The sequence below is a fragment of the Staphylococcus sp. FSL W8-0056 genome (assembly GCF_037963075.1).
GTDB classification, from domain to species: domain Bacteria; phylum Bacillota; class Bacilli; order Staphylococcales; family Staphylococcaceae; genus Staphylococcus; species Staphylococcus aureus.
On sequence record NZ_CP150142.1, the window covers coordinates 874,238 to 894,844 of the forward strand.

The window sequence follows — 20,607 nt, forward strand, 5'->3', positions numbered from 1 at the left end:
TTATTGGCCAATAAAACTAGGAGGAAATTTAAATGTTAGAATTTGAACAAGGATTTAATCATTTAGCGACTTTAAAGGTCATTGGTGTAGGTGGTGGCGGTAACAACGCCGTAAACCGAATGATTGACCACGGAATGAATAATGTTGAATTTATCGCTATCAACACAGACGGTCAAGCTTTAAACTTATCTAAAGCTGAATCTAAAATCCAAATCGGTGAAAAATTAACACGTGGTTTAGGAGCAGGAGCTAACCCTGAAATCGGTAAAAAAGCTGCAGAGGAATCTCGTGAACAAATTGAAGATGCAATCCAAGGTGCAGACATGGTATTTGTTACTTCTGGTATGGGTGGCGGAACTGGTACTGGTGCAGCACCAGTCGTTGCTAAAATTGCAAAAGAAATGGGCGCATTAACTGTTGGTGTTGTAACTCGTCCATTTAGTTTTGAAGGACGTAAACGTCAAACTCAAGCTGCTGCTGGAGTAGAAGCTATGAAAGCTGCAGTAGATACATTAATCGTTATACCAAATGACCGTTTATTAGATATCGTTGACAAATCTACGCCAATGATGGAAGCATTTAAAGAAGCTGATAACGTGTTACGCCAAGGTGTACAAGGTATCTCAGACTTAATCGCTGTTTCTGGTGAAGTAAACTTAGACTTTGCAGACGTTAAGACAATTATGTCTAACCAAGGTTCTGCATTAATGGGTATTGGTGTTTCTTCTGGTGAAAATAGAGCGGTAGAAGCTGCTAAAAAAGCAATCTCTTCTCCATTACTTGAAACATCTATCGTTGGTGCACAAGGTGTGCTTATGAATATTACTGGTGGCGAGTCATTGTCATTATTTGAAGCACAAGAGGCTGCTGATATTGTCCAAGATGCTGCAGATGAAGACGTTAATATGATTTTCGGTACAGTTATTAATCCTGAATTACAAGATGAGATTGTTGTAACAGTTATTGCAACTGGTTTTGATGACAAACCAACATCACATGGTCGTAAATCTGGTAGCACTGGATTCGGAACAAGCGTAAATACTTCTAGCAATGCAACTTCTAAAGATGAATCATTCACTTCAAATTCATCAAATGCACAAGCAACTGATAGTGTAAGTGAAAGAACGCATACAACTAAAGAAGATGATATTCCAAGCTTCATTAGAAATAGAGAAGAAAGACGTTCAAGAAGAACAAGACGTTAATCGGTTAATATATATACACAAATAATTCAACACAAATCATCAGATAACATATCTGATGATTTTTTTACTAATTTTTAGAACATGTAGAAGGACATTTAAGTTTTTCGAAGTCATTAAAAGTGTTTAAGTATCGTGTCAAAATTAAGTCAAAAATTATTTGCGCAACATTTTAACTTTAAACATAAATGTTATATTATATAATTATTAACTTTGTACAGTTAGACGAAGATAATTTAAATGAAATGATGGTGACGATCGAGTGAATGATAATTTTAAAAAGCAACCGCATCATTTAATATATGAAGAATTATTACAACAAGGTATTACTCTAGGTATTACAACTAGAGGAGATGGTTTAAGCGACTATCCTAAAAATGCTTTTAATATGGCGAGATATATTGATGATCGCCCATATAATATTACTCAACATCAATTGCAATTAGCTGAAGAAATTGCGTTTGATAGAAAAAATTGGGTGTTTCCCATCCAAACACATGAAAATAAAGTCGCTTGTATTACAAAGGATGATATAGGCACAAATATAGACACTTTAACTGATGCGCTTCATGGTATTGATGCGATGTACACATATGATAGTAATGTCTTATTAACGATGTGTTATGCAGACTGTGTACCAGTATATTTTTATAGTACAAAACATCATTTTATTGCATTGGCGCATGCAGGTTGGCGTGGTACCTATACTGAAATTGTAAAAGAAGTGCTAAAACATGTGAACTTTGATTTGAAAGACTTACATGTCGTTATTGGACCATCTACATCATCAAGTTATGAAATTAATGATGATATTAAAAATAAATTTGAAACATTGCCAATTGATAGTGCCAACTATATTGAAACTAGAGGACGAGATCGTCATGGTATTGATTTGAAAAAAGCCAATGCTGAATTATTAAATTATTATGGTGTTCCTAAAGAAAATATTTATACGACAGCGTATGCTACATCTGAACATTTAGAATTATTTTTCTCTTATCGATTAGAAAAAGGTCAAACAGGACGCATGTTAGTATTCATTGGTCAACAGTAAACAAGGAGGAGATATGTTTGCGTGTGAAAGATAATTTACAACAAATCTCAACACAAATTAATGACAAAAGTGAAAAAAATAATTTTTCAACAAAACCAAACGTGATTGCAGTTACAAAATATGTTACAATAGAGCGAGCTAAAGAAGCGTATGAGGCTGGAATAAGACATTTTGGTGAGAATAGATTGGAAGGCTTTTTTCAAAAGAAAGAAGCATTACCATCAGATGCGGTGATTCATTTTATAGGATCATTACAATCTCGAAAAGTTAAGGACGTTATAAACGACGTAGATTATTTCCATGCTTTAGATCGATTGAGCTTAGCCAAAGAAATTAACAAACGTGCAGAACATAAAATTAAATGTTTCTTGCAAGTGAACGTTTCGGGAGAAGCTTCTAAACATGGTATTGCTTTAGAAGATGTTGATCAGTTTATAGATGATCTTAAAAAATATGACAAAATCGAAATTGTAGGTTTAATGACGATGGCACCATTGACAGATGATGAAGCATATATTAGATCGTTATTTAAACAGTTACGTTTGAAAAAAGAAGAAATACAACGACTCAATTTAGAATATGCGCCTTGTGATGAATTATCAATGGGAATGAGTAATGACTATCTTATTGCAGTTGAAGAAGGTGCGACGTTTGTTAGAATTGGGACTAAACTTGTAGGAGAAGAGGAGTGAGCCACTTGGCTTTAAAAGATTTATTTAGTGGATTTTTTGTAATAGATGATGAAGAGGAAGTAGAAGTACCTGACAAACAACAACAGGTCAATGAAGCGCCAGCAAAAGAGCAGTCACAACAAACAACAAAACAAAACGCAATCAAATCAGTCCCTCAAAAATCTGCATCAAGATATACAACAACGTCAGAAGAAAGGAATAACCGTATGTCTAATTATTCAAAAAATAATTCACGTAATGTTGTAACTATGAACAATGCTACACCAAACAATGCATCACAAGAAAGTTCAAAAATGTGTTTATTCGAACCACGTGTTTTTTCAGATACACAAGATATTGCTGATGAGCTTAAAAACCGCCGTGCGACACTTGTCAATTTACAACGTATTGATAAAGTATCAGCGAAAAGAATTATTGATTTTTTAAGCGGTACTGTTTATGCAATCGGTGGAGATATCCAACGTGTAGGTACTGATATTTTCTTATGTACGCCTGATAATGTGGAAGTAGCTGGAAGCATTACAGACCATATTGAAAATATGGAACATTCATTCGACTAAGGAGTTAACATATGGATATAAATGTGCTAGCTACAATATTTAAATTTATCCTTTTTGTTGTTGAAATTTATTATTTCGGCATGATTATATATTTCTTTACATCTTGGGTACCAAGTATTAGAGAAACTAAGGTAGGTTATTTTTTAGCGAAAATATATGAACCTTTCTTACAACCATTTAGAAAAGTAATTCCACCTATTGGAATTATCGACATATCATCAATCGCTGCAATTATCGTTTTAGTATTATTCCAAAAAGGGTTACTCCAAATCTTTAATTGGATTTTAATTCAATTACAATAAATTAAGCGACATAACGAGGCAAGGGTACATGATACTTTAGCCTCGTTTTTGATATGTATTTTTCTGAATATAAGGGCAATAGATGGTATTTTATAATTTTTTTAAGGTAGTGATTAACATAGATATTTATCAACACTTTAGACAGGAAGAATACGAATTAATTGATCAGCTAACGGATAAATGTGATCAAGCGGAACAACATTATGCACCAGTATTAACGCATTTTTTAGATCCAAGAGGGCAATATATATTGGAAGTGATTTGTGGCAGTTATGAAGATTTAAACGTCTCTTTTTATGGCGGGCCTAATGCTGAAAGAAAAAGAGCAATCATTTCGCCGAACTATTATGAACCTAAAGAAAGTGACTTTGAATTAACTTTAATGGAAATAGAGTATCCTGAAAAATTCGTCACTTTAAAACATCAACATATTTTAGGGACATTAATGTCTTTAGGTATCGAACGCGAACAAGTTGGAGATATAATTGTGAATGAACGAATTCAATTTGTTTTGACAAGTAGATTGGAATCATTTATTATGTTAGAATTACAACGTATTAAAGGCGCATCAGTTAAACTTTATACTATTCCAGTAACAGATATGATACAATCTAATGAGAATTGGAAAAATGAAAGTGCAACAGTTAGTTCTTTAAGGTTAGATGTTGTTATTAAAGAAATGATACGTAAATCACGTACGATTGCGAAACAACTAATTGAAAAAAAACGTGTTAAAGTGAATCACACTATTGTTGATTCAGCAGATTTTCAATTACAAGCAAATGATTTAATATCCATCCAAGGTTTTGGTAGAGCACACATTACTGACTTAGGTGGTAAAACTAAAAAAGATAAAACGCACATTACCTATAGAACATTATTCAAATAGTAATGATTTAAGGAGGATAACAAATGCCTTTTACACCAAATGAAATTAAGAATAAAGAGTTTTCACGTGTAAAGAATGGTTTAGAACCTACTGAAGTTGCTAATTTTTTGGAGCAACTAAGCACTGAAATTGAATGTCTTAAAGAAGATAAAAAACAACTTGAAAAAGTAATCGAAGAGAGAGATACTAATATTAAGTCTTATCAAGACGTGCATCAATCTGTAAGTGATGCTTTGATACAAGCTCAAAAAGCTGGTGAAGAAACTAAGCAAGCTGCAGAGAAACAAGCTGAAGCGATTATAGCTAAGGCAGAAGCGCAAGCTAATCAAATGGTTGGTGACGCGGTAGAAAAAGCACGCCGTTTAGCATTCCAGACTGAAGATATGAAACGTCAATCAAAAGTATTTAGATCGCGTTTCCGTATGTTAGTTGAAGCGCAATTAGACTTATTAAAAAACGAAGATTGGGATTACTTGTTGAATTATGATTTAGACGCTGAACAAGTGACGCTTGAAAATATTCATCATTTGCATGAAAATGATTTAAAGCCAGATGAAGTTGCAGCAAATGCACAAAATAATGCATCAAATACACCAGACAATAATCAACAATCCAATGATTCAGAAACAACTAAGAAGTAAGAATTAAATAAAGACAGACGCGTAATATACATTTAACTTTTCACAGCGAATTAGGTAATGGTGAGAGCCTAGTAAAAGCATGTATGTTATATCACTGGCTTTTTAATATTTAAATAATGTAATGAGAGAACTCTAAGTTGAGTTAATAAGGGTGGTACCGCGAGCAATCGTCCCTTTTAATTTAACTTAGAGTTTTTTAAATTTTTAAGGAGTGAAAAAAATGGATTACAAAGAAACGTTATTAATGCCTAAAACAGATTTCCCAATGCGAGGTGGTTTACCAAACAAGGAACCGCAAATTCAAGAAAAATGGGATGCAGAAGATCAATACCATAAAGCGTTAGAAAAAAATAAAGGTAACGAAACATTCATTTTACATGATGGCCCACCATACGCGAATGGTAACTTACATATGGGACATGCCTTGAACAAAATTTTAAAAGACTTTATTGTACGTTATAAAACTATGCAAGGGTTCTATGCACCATACGTACCAGGTTGGGATACACATGGTTTACCAATTGAACAAGCATTAACGAAAAAAGGTGTTGACCGAAAGAAAATGTCAACAGCTGAATTCCGTGAGAAATGTAAAGAATTTGCTTTAGAACAAATTGAATTACAGAAAAAAGATTTTAGACGTTTAGGTGTTCGTGGTGACTTTAATGATCCATATATTACATTAAAACCTGAATACGAAGCTGCACAAATTCGTATTTTTGGAGAAATGGCAGATAAAGGTTTAATTTATAAAGGTAAAAAGCCAGTTTATTGGTCTCCTTCAAGTGAGTCTTCATTAGCAGAAGCAGAAATTGAATATCACGATAAACGTTCAGCATCAATTTACGTTGCATTTGACGTTAAAGATGACAAAGGTGTCGTTGATGCAGATGCTAAATTTATTATCTGGACAACAACGCCATGGACAATTCCATCAAATGTTGCGATTACCGTTCATCCTGAATTAAAATATGGTCAATACAATGTAAATGGCGAAAAATATATTATTGCAGAAGCCTTGTCTGACGCTGTAGCAGAAGCACTGGATTGGGATAAAGCATCAATCAAATTAGAAAAAGAATACACAGGTAAAGAATTAGAGTATGTTGTAGCACAACATCCATTCTTAGACAGAGAATCGTTAGTGATTAATGGTGATCATGTTACTACAGATGCTGGTACAGGTTGTGTACATACAGCACCAGGTCACGGGGAAGATGACTATATTGTTGGTCAAAAATATGAATTGCCAGTAATTAGTCCAATCGATGATAAAGGTGTATTTACTGAAGAAGGCGGCCAATTTGAAGGGATGTTCTATGATAAAGCTAATAAAGCCGTTACTGATTTATTAACAGAAAAAGGTGCACTATTAAAATTAGACTTTATTACACATAGCTATCCACACGACTGGAGAACAAAAAAACCTGTAATCTTCCGTGCTACACCACAATGGTTTGCCTCAATCAGTAAAGTAAGACAAGATATTTTAGATGCAATCGAAAATACAAACTTCAAAGTAAATTGGGGTAAAACACGTATTTACAATATGGTTCGTGACCGTGGCGAATGGGTTATTTCTCGTCAACGTGTGTGGGGTGTACCGTTACCAGTATTTTATGCTGAAAATGGCGAAATTATCATGACGAAAGAAACAGTGAATCATGTTGCTGATTTATTTGCAGAACACGGTTCAAATATTTGGTTTGAAAGAGAAGCGAAAGACTTACTACCAGAAGGATTTACACATCCAGGCAGCCCTAACGGTACATTTACTAAAGAAACAGACATTATGGACGTTTGGTTTGATTCTGGTTCATCACACCGTGGCGTGTTGGAAACAAGACCGGAATTAAGTTTCCCAGCGGATATGTATTTAGAAGGTAGTGACCAATATCGTGGTTGGTTCAACTCTTCTATCACAACTTCAGTTGCTACAAGAGGAGTATCACCTTATAAATTCTTACTTTCTCATGGTTTTGTTATGGACGGTGAAGGTAAGAAAATGAGTAAATCTTTAGGTAATGTGATTGTACCTGACCAAGTGGTTAAACAAAAAGGTGCTGATATTGCGAGACTTTGGGTAAGTAGTACGGACTATTTAGCTGATGTTAGAATTTCTGATGAAATTTTAAAACAAACATCTGATGTTTATCGTAAAATCAGAAATACATTAAGATTTATGTTAGGTAACATTAACGATTTCAATCCTGACACAGATAGCATTCCTGAATCAGAGTTATTAGAAGTGGATCGTTACTTGCTAAATCGTTTACGTGAATTTACTGCAAGTACGATTAACAACTATGAAAACTTTGACTACTTAAATATTTATCAAGAAGTTCAAAACTTTATCAATGTTGAGTTAAGTAATTTCTATTTGGATTACGGTAAAGATATTTTATATATTGAACAACGTGATTCTCATATCCGTCGTAGTATGCAAACAGTGTTATATCAAATTTTAGTTGATATGACGAAGTTGTTAGCACCAATCTTAGTGCATACAGCTGAAGAAGTTTGGTCTCATACACCACATGTTAAAGAAGAAAGTGTTCACTTAGCAGACATGCCTAAAGTTGTAGAAGTAGATCAAGCTTTATTGGATAAATGGCGTACATTTATGAATTTACGTGATGATGTGAACCGTGCATTAGAAACTGCTCGTAATGAAAAAGTTATTGGTAAATCATTAGAAGCTAAAGTTACGATTGCTAGTAACGATAAATTTAATGCATCTGAATTCTTAACTTCATTTGATGCATTACATCAATTATTTATCGTGTCACAAGTTAAAGTTGTAGATAAGTTAGATGATCAGGCAACAGCTTATGAACATGGTGATATTGTCATCGAACATGCAGATGGTGAAAAATGTGAAAGATGTTGGAACTATTCAGAGGATCTTGGTGCTGTTGATGAATTGACGCATCTATGTCCACGATGCCAACAAGTTGTAAAATCACTGGTATAATTGAAATTGTATAAAGTACTTATACAGATGATATAAATTAAAGCTCTCTTCATAATCATGTTGTAGTTTTTGTTGACATGATGAAGAGAGTTTTTTTGTGAATAAAAAAATGACCAAGTTACTGGTTATATGTGTTAAAAAATGTGTAATTTACTAAAATAAAAATTATTCAGGAATGGTACAAATTCTCTGAAGCTTATAAATGCGTTATAGTTGCTATTCTCAATTATGTTCGCGATAATTTTAAGTAAAAGTAAGCACAGATATTGAATTTGATAGGAGTTAATTGAATGTATCATAACAGTAACGCAAACTTTGTAAATGGTATCACTTTAAATGTGAGAGATAAGAATGAATTAAAGCCATTTTATGAGGACGTATTAGGATTAAATATTATAAATGAGACATTAACATCGATACAATATGAAGTAGGTCAAAATAATCATGTCATTACACTTGTTGAATTACAAAATGGACGTGAACCTTTAATGTCCGAAGCGGGACTGTTTCATATCGCAATTAAACTACCTCAAATTAGTGATTTAGCTAATTTACTAATTCATTTAAGCGAATATGATATTCCAGTTAACGGAGGTATACAGCCTGCTTCGTTATCATTATTTTTTGAAGACCCAGAAGGAAACGGTTTTAAATTTTATGTTGATAAAGACGAAGCGCAATGGACGAGGCAAAATGATTTAGTAAAAATTGATATTAGACCATTAAATGTACCGAGATTAGTGAGTCATGCAACAAAATTGTTATGGTTAGGTATTCCAGATGACGCTATTATAGGTGCATTGCATATTAAGACAATTCATTTATCAGAGGTAAAAGAGTACTACCTCGATTATTTTGGATTAGAGCAATCGGCATATATGGATGATTATTCAATATTTTTAGCATCGAATGGCTATTATCAACATTTGGCCATGAATGATTGGGTATCAGCAACGAAACGTGTAGAAAATTTTGATACGTATGGATTAGCAATTGTTGACTTTCATTATCCTGAAACAACACATTTAAATTTACAAGGTCCGGATGGTATCTATTATCGCTTTAATCATATCGAAGTTGAAGATTAGTATATACTTTGAATGGACGAACCATATAATGAATCGTTTTTAATGATCTTTTTATACAAGTTATGAAGGAGGCTGGGACATTAAGTTCTTAGGCAATGTAAAAAGCTGATTTCTATTAATTATTTGATAGAAATCAGCTTTTTTGATATGTATTTTATAATGTACAGCTCGTTGAGCTGCTATTTTCCTTATATTAAGTGCCATTAATACAAAACCTAGCTCTCGTTTAACTTTATTTATTCCTCGAACTGACATTCGAGTGAAACTCAAAATAGCCTACTTTCTTAAATTAACAATATCTATTCTCATAGAATTTGTCCAATTAAGTGTAGACGATTCATGTCTTATTTTTTTAAAGTATTTAAAAGTAAAATTACATGTTAATACGTAGTATTAATGGCGAGACTCCTGAGGGAGCAGTGCCAGTCGAAGACCGAGGCTGAGACGGCACCCTAGGAAGGGACCCATCATCAAAAATTCTATTTATAGAATTTTACAGTAATGTGCCAGATGGGCATAGCGAAGCCATTCAATACGAAGTATTGTATAAATAGAGAACAGCAGTAAGATAATTTTTAATTAGAAAATATCTTACTACTGTCTTTTTAGGGATTTATGTTCCAGCCTGCTTTCCTAATTTTTAATGTCATCTTAAATATGATAAATGAATAATTAAGTTCATATTTAATGTCAAAACATAGTAGTTTATCAAGTATTGAGTGAGTAACATTAGATTTAATGTAATATGCTTACTTTTTTTATTAGCAGGTGTAAGCTATAATATAAAGAGTTGTCTTATGGACGATTGATTGGAGGAACGAAAATGCACAAAAAATATTTTATTGGCACTTCCATTTTAATAGCAGTATTTGTCGTTATATTTGACCAAGTTACTAAATATATTATAGCTACTACAATGAAAATTGGAGATTCATTTGAAGTGATACCGCACTTTTTAAACATAACATCACATCGAAATAATGGTGCTGCATGGGGAATATTGAGTGGAAAAATGACATTTTTCTTTATTATTACCATTATTATATTAATAGCCTTAGTATATTTCTTTATTAAAGATGCTCAATATAATTTGTTTATGCAAGTTGCTATTAGTTTACTTTTTGCAGGTGCACTTGGAAACTTTATTGATAGAATTTTAACAGGAGAAGTTGTTGACTTTATTGATACAAATATTTTTGGTTATGATTTTCCAATATTTAATATAGCAGATTCAAGTTTAACAATTGGTGTAATATTAATTATTATTGCCTTATTAAAGGATACTTCCAATAAAAAGGAGAAGGAGGTTAAGTAATGGAGACTTATGAATTTAACATTACAGATAAAGAACAAACAGGTATGCGTGTAGATAAGTTGCTGCCTGAATTAAATAATGATTGGTCTCGTAACCAGATACAAGATTGGATTAAAGCAGGTTTAGTCGTTGCAAACGATAAAGTTGTTAAATCTAATTATAAAGTGAAACTTAATGATCATATAGTTGTCACTGAAAAAGAAGTGGTTGAAGCTGATATTCTACCTGAAAATTTAAATTTAGATATTTATTATGAAGATGACGATGTTGCAGTTGTATATAAACCGAAAGGCATGGTAGTTCATCCATCACCAGGGCATTATACCAATACATTAGTTAATGGTTTAATGTATCAAATTAAAAATTTGTCAGGTATTAATGGAGAAATTCGTCCAGGTATTGTTCACCGTATAGATATGGATACTTCTGGTTTATTAATGGTTGCTAAAAATGATATTGCTCATCGTGGGCTTGTAGAACAATTAATGGATAAATCTGTTAAAAGAAAATATATCGCTTTAGTTCACGGGAATATTCCTCATGATTACGGTACAATCGATGCGCCAATTGGTAGAAACAAAAATGATCGTCAATCTATGGCTGTTGTTGATGATGGTAAGGAAGCAGTGACACATTTTAACGTACTAGAACATTTTAAAGATTATACGCTTGTTGAATGTCAACTTGAAACAGGACGTACGCATCAAATCCGTGTGCACATGAAATATATTGGCTTCCCATTAGTTGGTGATCCAAAGTATGGACCGAAAAAGACATTGGATATTGGTGGTCAAGCTCTACATGCTGGACTTATTGGATTCGAACATCCAGTAACAGGTGAATATATTGAAAGACATGCTGAATTACCACAAGACTTTGAAGATTTATTAGATACAATTCGAAAAAGAGATGCATAATTGTGTTGTGCTATAATTACGATAACATTATTATGTAAACTATAAGTATTTATCGTTTTCGTTTTTTTAAAATGAAAACACATTATAAAATAGATTAAGGTTAACATTTTTACTGAGATCGGTTAATTTTTCAATATAGATTGACAAAGCGCCTGATTAGTATTATCCTTATAACAGTTTAAGTACAACATAAAGAGTCTTTAATTGAGCGTCCAGAGAGACGTCAAAGACATGAAAATATAGATATATACTAAAATGATCATAACACTTTCACATATGCAAGAATAAGTAGTAATACTACGATTCTTCTATGTAAATAGGCTGATTGTATATACTAAACCTCATGTCGATATTAAAGACATGAGGTTTTTTGTTTCTAAATTTTGAAAGGGTGAGAATATGTCTGAACGTATTATAATGGATGATGCCGCAATACAACGTACAGTGACGAGAATCGCTCACGAAATTTTGGAGTATAACAAAGGTACTGATAATTTAATTCTTTTAGGTATCAAAACAAGAGGTGAATATTTAGCGAATCGTATACAAGATAAAATTCATCAAATTGAGCAACAACGTATACCTACTGGAACAATTGATATTACATACTTTAGAGATGATATAGAGCACATGTCATCACTTACGACAAAAGACGCAATAGACATCGACACAGATATTACAGATAAAGTAGTCATCATTATTGATGATGTGCTGTATACTGGTCGAACGGTTCGTGCTTCACTTGATGCTATTTTGCTAAATGCTAGACCTATTAAAATTGGTTTAGCTGCTTTGGTTGATCGAGGACATCGTGAGTTACCAATTCGAGCAGATTTTGTTGGTAAAAATATACCTACTTCTAAAGAGGAAACGGTAAGTGTCTATTTAGAAGAAATGGATCAAAGAAATGCAGTTATAATTAAATAATACCCCTTTTAATTCAGTACGAGAGACTGAAAAAGGTGGGGGAGTTGAATGATAAATAAGTTTTCATATGCTTGTTTATCTAATAATACCCTCATGTTCGACAACTATAAGTCAATTTCTATGGACGAAAATGACTTGTAGCAACTTGTCACACTTTTTGTCTCTTTACATATACTGATGTAAAGAGATTTTTTTATTATCGGAGGAAATGAATATTATGCAAAATGATGAAATGTTTGAACGAACAGTAAAACCAGTACTAGATGTAAATGAAAAACCACAACCAGCGCAATGGGCATTTTTAAGCTTACAACATTTATTTGCGATGTTTGGCGCAACAGTACTAGTACCATTCTTAACAGGACTACCAATATCCGCAGCGTTACTAGCTTCGGGAATCGGTACATTACTTTATATCTTAATAACGAAGGCGCAAATACCAGCATACTTGGGATCTAGCTTTGCATTTATCACACCAATTATCACGGGATTAAGTACGCATAGCTTAGGAGACATGCTTGTAGCATTATTCATGAGTGGTGTTATGTACGTCATCATCGGAATTCTAATCAAATTAAGTGGGACAGCATGGTTAATGAAATTATTACCACCAGTTGTTGTTGGACCAGTCATCATGGTAATTGGTTTAAGCTTAGCGCCTACTGCAGTCAATATGGCAATGTATGAAAATCCTGGAGATATGAAAGGTTACAATATCAGTTTCTTAATTGTTGCAATGATAACCTTGCTTGTAACAATAGTCGTTCAAGGATTTTTTAAAGGATTCCTATCTTTAATTCCAGTACTTGTAGGTATTATCGTAGGTTATGTGGTAGCGATTTTTATGGGGATTGTGAAATTTGATGCAATTATGTCAGCAAAATGGATAGATTTCCCTCATATTTATCTGCCATTTAAAGATTATGTACCTTCATTTCACTTAGGACTTGTACTTGTAATGATTCCGATTGTGTTTGTAACAGTAAGTGAACATATTGGGCACCAAATGGTATTGAATAAAATCGTAGGTAGAAACTTCTTTGAAAAGCCAGGACTTGATAAATCAATCATTGGTGATGGTGTTTCTACAATGTTTGCCAGTATTATTGGTGGACCACCAAGTACAACATACGGTGAAAATATCGGTGTATTAGCGATTACAAGAATATACAGTATTTACGTCATTGGTGGTGCAGCAGTTATAGCAATTGTTTTAGCATTCATTGGTAAGTTCACTGCATTAATTTCTTCTATACCTACACCAGTTATGGGAGGAGTATCTATATTACTTTTCGGTATTATTGCAGCAAGTGGCTTAAGAATGTTAGTTGAAAGCAAAGTAGATTTTGCGAACAATCGAAATTTAGTTATAGCTTCTGTAATTTTAGTTGTAGGTATCGGTAATTTAGTATTTAACTTAAAAGAAATTGGTATCAACCTTCAAATTGAGGGGATGGCATTAGCTGCACTTTCAGGAATTATTTTGAACTTAATCTTACCTAAAGAGAAAAAACAAAACAATTAAGATTTACAAATTAAGGAGGGCGCTTTTATGAATCATTTATTATCAATGGAACATTTATCTACAGATCAAATATACAAACTTATCCAAAAGGCAAGTCAATTTAAATCTGGTGAACGTCAACTACCAAACTTTGAAGGGAAATATGTCGCAAATTTATTCTTTGAAAATTCTACTCGAACAAAATGTAGTTTTGAAATGGCAGAACTTAAGCTAGGGTTAAAAACGATTAGCTTTGAAACATCAACATCATCTGTTTCAAAAGGTGAATCTTTATATGACACATGTAAAACTTTAGAAAGTATTGGCTGTGATTTATTAGTCATTAGACATCCGTTTAATAACTACTATGAAAAATTAGCGAATATTAACATCCCAATTGCGAATGCTGGTGATGGTAGTGGACAACATCCAACACAAAGTTTACTTGATTTAATGACGATATATGAAGAATATGGATATTTTGAAGGCTTGAATGTATTGATTTGTGGAGACATTAAAAATTCACGTGTCGCACGTAGTAATTACCATAGTTTAAAAGCATTAGGTGCAAACGTAATGTTTAATAGCCCAAATGCTTGGATTGATGATTCTTTAGAAGCACCTTATGTAAATATAGATGATGTTATAGAAACAGTAGATATAGTTATGTTATTAAGAATTCAACATGAAAGACATGGGCTTGCAGAAGAAACTAGATTTGCAGCAGATGATTATCATCAAAAGCATGGCTTAAATGAAGTGCGCTATAACAAATTACAAGAACATGCTATTGTTATGCATCCGGCACCTGTGAATAGAGGAGTAGAAATACAAAGCGATTTAGTAGAAGCTTCAAAATCAAGAATTTTTAAGCAAATGGAAAATGGCGTTTACTTAAGAATGGCAGTCATTGATGAATTATTAAAATAGGTAAGGGGACGAAAATGATGAAATTAATTAAAAACGGTAAAGTATTACAAAATGGAGAATTACAACAAGCAGATATTTTAATTGATGGTAAGGTAATTAAACAAATTGCACCTGCAATTGAACCAAGCAATGGTGTTGACATCATAGATGCGAAAGGTCACTTTGTGTCACCTGGATTTGTCGATGTTCATGTTCATTTACGTGAACCTGGTGGTGAATATAAAGAGACAATTGAAACTGGTACTAAAGCTGCTGCTAGAGGCGGATTTACAACTGTATGTCCAATGCCTAACACAAGACCGGTACCAGATTCTGTAGAACATTTTGAAGCTTTACAAAAATTAATCGATGACAATGCTCAAGTACGTGTATTACCTTATGCTTCAATTACAACACGTCAATTAGGTAAAGAATTGGTTGATTTCCCAGCACTAGTAAAAGAAGGTGCCTTTGCGTTTACAGATGACGGTGTAGGAGTACAAACTGCAAGCATGATGTATGAAGGCATGATTGAAGCTGCAAAAGTAAACAAAGCCATCGTAGCACACTGTGAAGATAATTCATTAATCTATGGTGGTGCAATGCATGAAGGGAAACGCAGTAAAGAGTTAGGTATACCAGGTATTCCAAACATTTGTGAATCTGTTCAAATCGCAAGAGATGTACTATTAGCTGAAGCAGCAGGTTGTCATTATCATGTATGTCATGTTTCTACTAAAGAAAGTGTTAGAGTCATTCGTGACGCTAAACGCGCAGGCATTCATGTTACAGCTGAAGTTACACCACACCATTTATTGTTAACAGAAGATGATATTCCTGGTAATAATGCCATTTATAAAATGAATCCACCATTGAGAAGTACTGAAGATAGAGAGGCTTTGTTAGAAGGGTTACTAGACGGTACAATTGACTGTATCGCAACAGACCATGCACCACATGCACGTGATGAAAAAGCACAACCAATGGAAAAAGCACCATTCGGAATTGTTGGTAGTGAAACAGCATTCCCATTATTATATACGCATTTTGTAAAAAATGGTGATTGGACATTACAACAATTAGTAGATTACTTAACAATTAAACCATGTGAGACATTTAATTTAGAATACGGCACATTAAAAGAAAATGGTTATGCAGATTTAACAATCATTGATTTAGATAGTGAACAAGAAATTAAAGGAGAAGATTTCTTATCAAAAGCAGATAATACACCATTTATCGGCTATAAAGTTTATGGAAATCCGATCTTAACAATGGTTGAAGGCGAAGTTAAATTTGAGGGGGATAAATAATATGCAAAGCAAACGTTATCTAGTGTTAGAAGACGGTTCTTTTTACGAAGGCTACCGTTTAGGATCTGATAACTTAACTGTAGGAGAAATTGTATTTAATACAGCTATGACAGGTTATCAAGAAACTATTTCAGATCCATCATATACAGGTCAGATCATTACTTTTACGTATCCATTAATCGGTAATTATGGTATCAATAGAGACGATTTTGAATCATTAGTACCTACATTAAACGGTATTGTAGTGAAAGAAGCGAGTGCGCATCCAAGTAATTTTAGACAACAAAAGACACTTCATGACGTTTTAGAATTGCATCAAATTCCAGGGATTGCAGGTGTTGATACAAGAAGTATTACGCGTAAAATTCGACAACACGGTGTGTTAAAAGCTGGTTTTACTGATCGAAAAGAAGATATTGATCAACTTGTCAAACATTTACAACAAGTAGAATTACCTAAAAACGAAGTAGAAATCGTTTCGACTAAAACACCGTATGTTTCGACAGGTAAGGATCTAAGTGTCGTACTTGTAGACTTTGGTAAGAAGCAAAATATTGTTCGAGAATTAAACGTCAGAGGTTGTAACGTCACAGTTGTACCATATACAACTACTGCCGAAGAAATTTTAGCAATGGCTCCAGATGGCGTTATGCTATCAAACGGACCAGGTAATCCTGAAGTTGTAGAATGTGCGATTCCAATGATTCAAGGAATTTTAGGGAAAATTCCGTTCTTTGGTATCTGTCTAGGACATCAACTTTTTGCATTATCTCAAGGAGCAAGCTCATTTAAAATGAAGTTTGGTCATCGTGGTGCGAACCATCCAGTTAAAAATTTAGAGACTGGAAAAGTTGATATTACGAGTCAAAACCATGGATATGCAATAGATATAGATTCGTTAAAAAGTACTGATTTAGAAGTTACTCATCTTGCATTAAATGATGGTACTGTAGAAGGTTTAAAACATAAAACATTACCAGCATTTTCTGTTCAATACCATCCTGAAGCAAATCCAGGACCGTCAGATTCAAACTATCTATTTGATGATTTTGTAGCAATGATGACTAATTTTAAGGAAAAGGAGCGTCATATCAATGCCTAAACGTAATGATATCAAAACAATTTTAGTAATAGGGTCTGGGCCAATTATCATAGGTCAAGCAGCTGAATTTGATTATGCTGGAACACAAGCATGTCTAGCTTTAAAAGAAGAGGGATATCGAGTTATTCTTGTAAATTCAAATCCAGCGACAATCATGACTGATAAGGAAATTGCGGATAAAGTATATATCGAACCGTTAACTCATGATTTTATAGCGCGAATTATACGTAAAGAGCAACCTGACGCTTTACTTCCAACTTTAGGTGGTCAAACAGGTTTAAACATGGCGATTCAACTACACGAAAGTGGTGTGCTTCAAGATAATAACGTCCAATTATTAGGAACTGAGCTAACATCAATTCAACAAGCAGAAGACCGTGAAATGTTTAGAACATTAATGAATGATTTAAACGTTCCTGTACCAGAGAGTGACATTGTAAATACAGTAGAGCAAGCCTTTAAATTCAAAGAGCAAGTGGGATACCCGCTAATTGTTAGACCGGCATTTACGATGGGTGGTACCGGAGGCGGTATTTGTCATAATGATGAAGAATTACATGAAATCGTCTCAAATGGTCTTCATTATAGTCCAGCAACGCAATGTTTATTAGAAAAATCTATCGCAGGTTTTAAAGAAATCGAATACGAAGTAATGCGTGATAAAAACGATAATGCCATCGTTGTATGTAACATGGAAAATATTGATCCAGTTGGTATTCATACTGGCGATTCAATTGTTGTGGCTCCTAGTCAAACATTATCAGATGTTGAGTATCAAATGTTACGTGATGTTTCATTAAAAGTTATTCGAGCTTTAGGTATCGAAGGTGGTTGTAATGTTCAATTAGCATTAGATCCCCATTCATTCGATTATTATATTATAGAAGTAAATCCGCGTGTATCACGTTCATCAGCGTTAGCTTCAAAAGCAACAGGATATCCTATTGCAAAATTAGCTGCTAAAATCGCGGTTGGTCTAACATTAGATGAAATGTTAAATCCAATTACAGGAACATCTTATGCAGCGTTTGAACCAACTTTAGACTATGTGATTTCAAAAATACCAAGATTTCCTTTTGATAAATTTGAAAAAGGAGAACGAGAGCTTGGCACACAAATGAAAGCAACAGGTGAAGTTATGGCCATTGGTCGAACTTACGAAGAATCATTGTTAAAAGCAATTCGATCACTTGAGTATGGTGTGCATCACTTAGGATTACCAAATGGTGAAAGCTTCGATCTTGATTATATTAAAGAACGTATTTCACACCAAGATGATGAACGATTATTTTTCATCGGCGAAGCAATTAGAAGAGGGACAACATTAGAAGAAATTCATAATATGACTCAGATTGATTACTTCTTCTTACACAAGTTCCAAAACATTATTGATATTGAGCATCAATTAAAAGAGCATCAAGGTGATTTAGAATATCTTAAATATGCAAAAGATTATGGATTTAGTGATAAAACAATAGCGCATCGCTTTAATATGACGGAAGAAGAAGTATATCAATTGCGTATGGAAAATGATATTAAACCTGTTTACAAGATGGTTGATACTTGCGCAGCTGAATTTGAATCTTCAACACCATATTATTATGGTACATACGAAACTGAAAATGAATCCATAGTTACTGACAAAGAAAAAATCTTAGTATTAGGCTCTGGACCAATTCGAATCGGCCAAGGTGTAGAATTTGACTATGCGACAGTTCACGCCGTTTGGGCAATTCAAAAAGCAGGGTACGAAGCGATAATTGTGAATAACAATCCAGAAACAGTTTCAACAGACTTCTCAATTTCTGACAAATTATACTTTGAACCTTTAACTGAAGAAGATGTGATGAATATCATTAATTTAGAAAAACCTAAAGGTGTCGTTGTACAATTTGGAGGACAAACAGCGATTAATTTAGCAGACAAATTGGCTAAACATGGTGTTAAAATACTTGGTACTTCACTAGAAAATCTAAATCGTGCTGAAGATAGAAAAGAATTTGAAGCACTATTAAGAAAAATTAACGTGCCACAGCCACAAGGGAAATCAGCTACATCACCTGAGGAAGCATTAGCGAATGCTGCAGAAATCGGATATCCGGTTGTAGTAAGACCTTCTTATGTATTAGGTGGTCGCGCAATGGAAATTGTAGACAATGACAAAGAGTTAGAAAACTATATGACCCAGGCTGTAAAAGCGAGTCCGGAACATCCGGTACTAGTCGATAGATATTTAACTGGTAAAGAAATTGAAGTTGATGCGATTTGTGATGGAGAAACGGTCATTATTCCAGGAATCATGGAACATATTGAACGTGCTGGTGTACATAGTGGTGACTCAATCGCTGTATATCCGCCACAAACTTTGACAGAAGACGAGTTAGCAACACTTGAGGACTATACTATAAAATTAGCTAAAGGTTTAAACATCATTGGCTTAATCAACATTCAATTCGTTATAGCTCACGATGGTGTATATGTTTTAGAAGTAAACCCACGTTCTAGTAGAACGGTACCATTCTTAAGTAAAATTACTGATATTCCAATGGCACAATTAGCTATGCGAGCAATCATTGGGGAAAAACTAACAGATATGGGTTATCAAGAAGGGGTTCAACCATATGCTGAGGGTGTATTTGTGAAAGCACCGGTATTTAGTTTTAATAAATTGAAAAATGTTGATATTACTTTAGGACCTGAAATGAAGTCTACAGGTGAAGTAATGGGGAAAGATACTACATTAGAAAAGGCGTTATTCAAAGGGTTAACAGGTAGTGGTGTTGAAGTTAAAGATCACGGTACAGTATTAATGACCGTCAGTGACAAAGATAAAGAGGAAGTTGTTAAATTGGCACAACGCTTAAATGAAGTTGGCTATAAAATTTTAGCAACGTCTGGAACAGCTAATAAATTAGCTGAGTATGACATACCTGCAGAAGTAGTAGGCAAAATCGGTGGCGAAAATGATTTATTAACACGTATTCAAAATGGTGATGTTCAAATCGTTATAAATACAATGACTAAAGGTAAAGAAGTAGAAAGGGATGGCTTCCAAATTAGACGTACTACAGTTGAAAATGGTATTCCATGTTTGACATCTTTAGATACAGCTAATGCCTTAACGAATGTAATTGAAAGTATGACATTTACAATGCGTCAAATGTAAATCAATCAAACTGTATCGGTGGGGCTGTAATTAACCATTTACTTAAAGAAGT

At 33.7% G+C, this 20,607-nt stretch carries 17 protein-coding genes and 1 pseudogene; 17 read left to right on the forward strand and 1 reads right to left on the reverse strand.

From position 1 onward, the window contains the following. Window positions 1-32 precede the first annotated feature (32 nt). From ftsZ to NSS86_RS04565, 9 genes are all read left to right on the forward strand, one after another. Complete coding sequence (ftsZ, locus tag NSS86_RS04525; RefSeq protein WP_000888997.1) at window positions 33-1,205, forward strand: cell division protein FtsZ; 1,173 nt, start codon at window positions 33-35, stop codon at window positions 1,203-1,205. 259 nt (window positions 1,206-1,464) lie between these two features. Continuing rightward, entirely contained in the window at window positions 1,465-2,256 is a 792-nt protein-coding gene (pgeF, locus tag NSS86_RS04530) for a peptidoglycan editing factor PgeF (protein ID WP_000999343.1), read from the forward strand. Window positions 2,257-2,279: 23 nt separating this feature from the next. Next, window positions 2,280-2,948 carry a YggS family pyridoxal phosphate-dependent enzyme gene (locus NSS86_RS04535; protein WP_001548498.1) on the forward strand — a complete coding sequence of 223 codons (669 nt, stop codon included), beginning with the start codon at window positions 2,280-2,282 and terminating at the stop codon, window positions 2,946-2,948. Beyond that, the gene (locus NSS86_RS04540) at window positions 2,945-3,508 is read left to right on the forward strand and encodes a cell division protein SepF (protein WP_000018608.1); all 564 of its coding nucleotides are present in this window, start codon (window positions 2,945-2,947) and stop codon (window positions 3,506-3,508) included. The genes NSS86_RS04535 and NSS86_RS04540 overlap by 4 nt, the downstream gene beginning before the upstream one ends. Window positions 3,509-3,519: 11 nt before the next feature. Beyond that, the gene (locus tag NSS86_RS04545) at window positions 3,520-3,810 is read left to right on the forward strand and encodes a YggT family protein (protein ID WP_000354114.1); all 291 of its coding nucleotides are present in this window, start codon (window positions 3,520-3,522) and stop codon (window positions 3,808-3,810) included. A 109-nt stretch (window positions 3,811-3,919) separates the two neighbouring features. Continuing rightward, the gene (locus NSS86_RS04550) at window positions 3,920-4,699 is read left to right on the forward strand and encodes an RNA-binding protein (RefSeq protein ID WP_000607104.1); all 780 of its coding nucleotides are present in this window, start codon (window positions 3,920-3,922) and stop codon (window positions 4,697-4,699) included. Between the two features lie 23 nt (window positions 4,700-4,722). Next, window positions 4,723-5,340, forward strand: a complete 618-nt coding sequence (locus tag NSS86_RS04555; RefSeq protein WP_031878723.1) for a DivIVA domain-containing protein — start codon at window positions 4,723-4,725, stop codon at window positions 5,338-5,340. Between the two features lie 220 nt (window positions 5,341-5,560). Next, complete coding sequence (gene ileS, locus NSS86_RS04560; protein WP_000384691.1) at window positions 5,561-8,314, forward strand: isoleucine--tRNA ligase; 2,754 nt, start codon at window positions 5,561-5,563, stop codon at window positions 8,312-8,314. A 290-nt stretch (window positions 8,315-8,604) separates the two neighbouring features. Then, window positions 8,605-9,402, forward strand: coding sequence for a VOC family protein (locus NSS86_RS04565; RefSeq protein WP_000274855.1), 798 nt, complete (start codon window positions 8,605-8,607; stop codon window positions 9,400-9,402). Between the two features lie 60 nt (window positions 9,403-9,462). On the opposite strand, the pseudogene NSS86_RS04570 reads toward NSS86_RS04565, so the two are convergent. Next, window positions 9,463-9,678 (reverse strand): annotated as a pseudogene (locus NSS86_RS04570) (IS5/IS1182 family transposase); the annotation flags it as partial. Between the two features lie 547 nt (window positions 9,679-10,225). Between NSS86_RS04570 and lspA the strand changes: the two are divergent. From lspA to carB, 8 genes are all read left to right on the forward strand, one after another. After that, complete coding sequence (gene lspA / locus NSS86_RS04575; protein ID WP_000549207.1) at window positions 10,226-10,717, forward strand: signal peptidase II; 492 nt, start codon at window positions 10,226-10,228, stop codon at window positions 10,715-10,717. Further along, window positions 10,717-11,634, forward strand: a complete 918-nt coding sequence (locus tag NSS86_RS04580) for an RluA family pseudouridine synthase (protein ID WP_000451294.1) — start codon at window positions 10,717-10,719, stop codon at window positions 11,632-11,634. Before lspA ends, NSS86_RS04580 begins: the two co-directional genes overlap by 1 nt. Window positions 11,635-12,033: 399 nt before the next feature. Next, a complete protein-coding gene (gene pyrR / locus NSS86_RS04585) occupies window positions 12,034-12,561 on the forward strand; it encodes a bifunctional pyr operon transcriptional regulator/uracil phosphoribosyltransferase PyrR (RefSeq protein WP_000003870.1) in 528 nt (175 codons plus the stop codon). A 217-nt stretch (window positions 12,562-12,778) separates the two neighbouring features. Continuing rightward, window positions 12,779-14,086 carry a solute carrier family 23 protein gene (locus NSS86_RS04590; RefSeq protein ID WP_001178619.1) on the forward strand — a complete coding sequence of 436 codons (1,308 nt, stop codon included), beginning with the start codon at window positions 12,779-12,781 and terminating at the stop codon, window positions 14,084-14,086. Window positions 14,087-14,113: 27 nt separating this feature from the next. Further along, window positions 14,114-14,995 carry an aspartate carbamoyltransferase catalytic subunit gene (locus NSS86_RS04595; RefSeq protein WP_001016166.1) on the forward strand — a complete coding sequence of 294 codons (882 nt, stop codon included), beginning with the start codon at window positions 14,114-14,116 and terminating at the stop codon, window positions 14,993-14,995. A gap of 17 nt (window positions 14,996-15,012) precedes the next feature. Further along, window positions 15,013-16,287: a dihydroorotase gene (locus tag NSS86_RS04600; RefSeq protein WP_000767028.1), complete on the forward strand. Its 1,275-nt coding sequence runs from the start codon at window positions 15,013-15,015 to the stop codon at window positions 16,285-16,287. A 1-nt stretch (window position 16,288) separates the two neighbouring features. Continuing rightward, window positions 16,289-17,389 (forward strand): carbamoyl phosphate synthase small subunit, encoded by a 1,101-nt coding sequence (locus NSS86_RS04605; RefSeq protein WP_001190913.1) that lies wholly within the window; start codon window positions 16,289-16,291, stop codon window positions 17,387-17,389. After that, window positions 17,382-20,555 carry a carbamoyl-phosphate synthase large subunit gene (gene carB / locus NSS86_RS04610; RefSeq protein ID WP_001126259.1) on the forward strand — a complete coding sequence of 1,058 codons (3,174 nt, stop codon included), beginning with the start codon at window positions 17,382-17,384 and terminating at the stop codon, window positions 20,553-20,555. The genes NSS86_RS04605 and carB overlap by 8 nt, the downstream gene beginning before the upstream one ends. Window positions 20,556-20,607: the final 52 nt, after the last annotated feature.

What these genes read in the sequence shown, in the direction of transcription:
- ftsZ (WP_000888997.1), top strand. Translation starts at nt 33, where the DNA reads ATGTTAGAATTTGAACAAGGATTTAATCATTTAGCGACTTTAAAGGTC.
- NSS86_RS04545 (WP_000354114.1), top strand. Translation starts at nt 3,520, where the DNA reads ATGGATATAAATGTGCTAGCTACAATATTTAAATTTATCCTTTTTGTT.
- NSS86_RS04555 (WP_031878723.1), top strand. Translation starts at nt 4,723, where the DNA reads ATGCCTTTTACACCAAATGAAATTAAGAATAAAGAGTTTTCACGTGTA.
- ileS (WP_000384691.1), top strand. Translation starts at nt 5,561, where the DNA reads ATGGATTACAAAGAAACGTTATTAATGCCTAAAACAGATTTCCCAATG.
- NSS86_RS04565 (WP_000274855.1), top strand. Translation starts at nt 8,605, where the DNA reads ATGTATCATAACAGTAACGCAAACTTTGTAAATGGTATCACTTTAAAT.
- lspA (WP_000549207.1), top strand. Translation starts at nt 10,226, where the DNA reads ATGCACAAAAAATATTTTATTGGCACTTCCATTTTAATAGCAGTATTT.
- NSS86_RS04580 (WP_000451294.1), top strand. Translation starts at nt 10,717, where the DNA reads ATGGAGACTTATGAATTTAACATTACAGATAAAGAACAAACAGGTATG.
- pyrR (WP_000003870.1), top strand. Translation starts at nt 12,034, where the DNA reads ATGTCTGAACGTATTATAATGGATGATGCCGCAATACAACGTACAGTG.
- NSS86_RS04590 (WP_001178619.1), top strand. Translation starts at nt 12,779, where the DNA reads ATGCAAAATGATGAAATGTTTGAACGAACAGTAAAACCAGTACTAGAT.
- NSS86_RS04595 (WP_001016166.1), top strand. Translation starts at nt 14,114, where the DNA reads ATGAATCATTTATTATCAATGGAACATTTATCTACAGATCAAATATAC.
- NSS86_RS04600 (WP_000767028.1), top strand. Translation starts at nt 15,013, where the DNA reads ATGAAATTAATTAAAAACGGTAAAGTATTACAAAATGGAGAATTACAA.
- NSS86_RS04605 (WP_001190913.1), top strand. Translation starts at nt 16,289, where the DNA reads ATGCAAAGCAAACGTTATCTAGTGTTAGAAGACGGTTCTTTTTACGAA.
- carB (WP_001126259.1), top strand. Translation starts at nt 17,382, where the DNA reads ATGCCTAAACGTAATGATATCAAAACAATTTTAGTAATAGGGTCTGGG.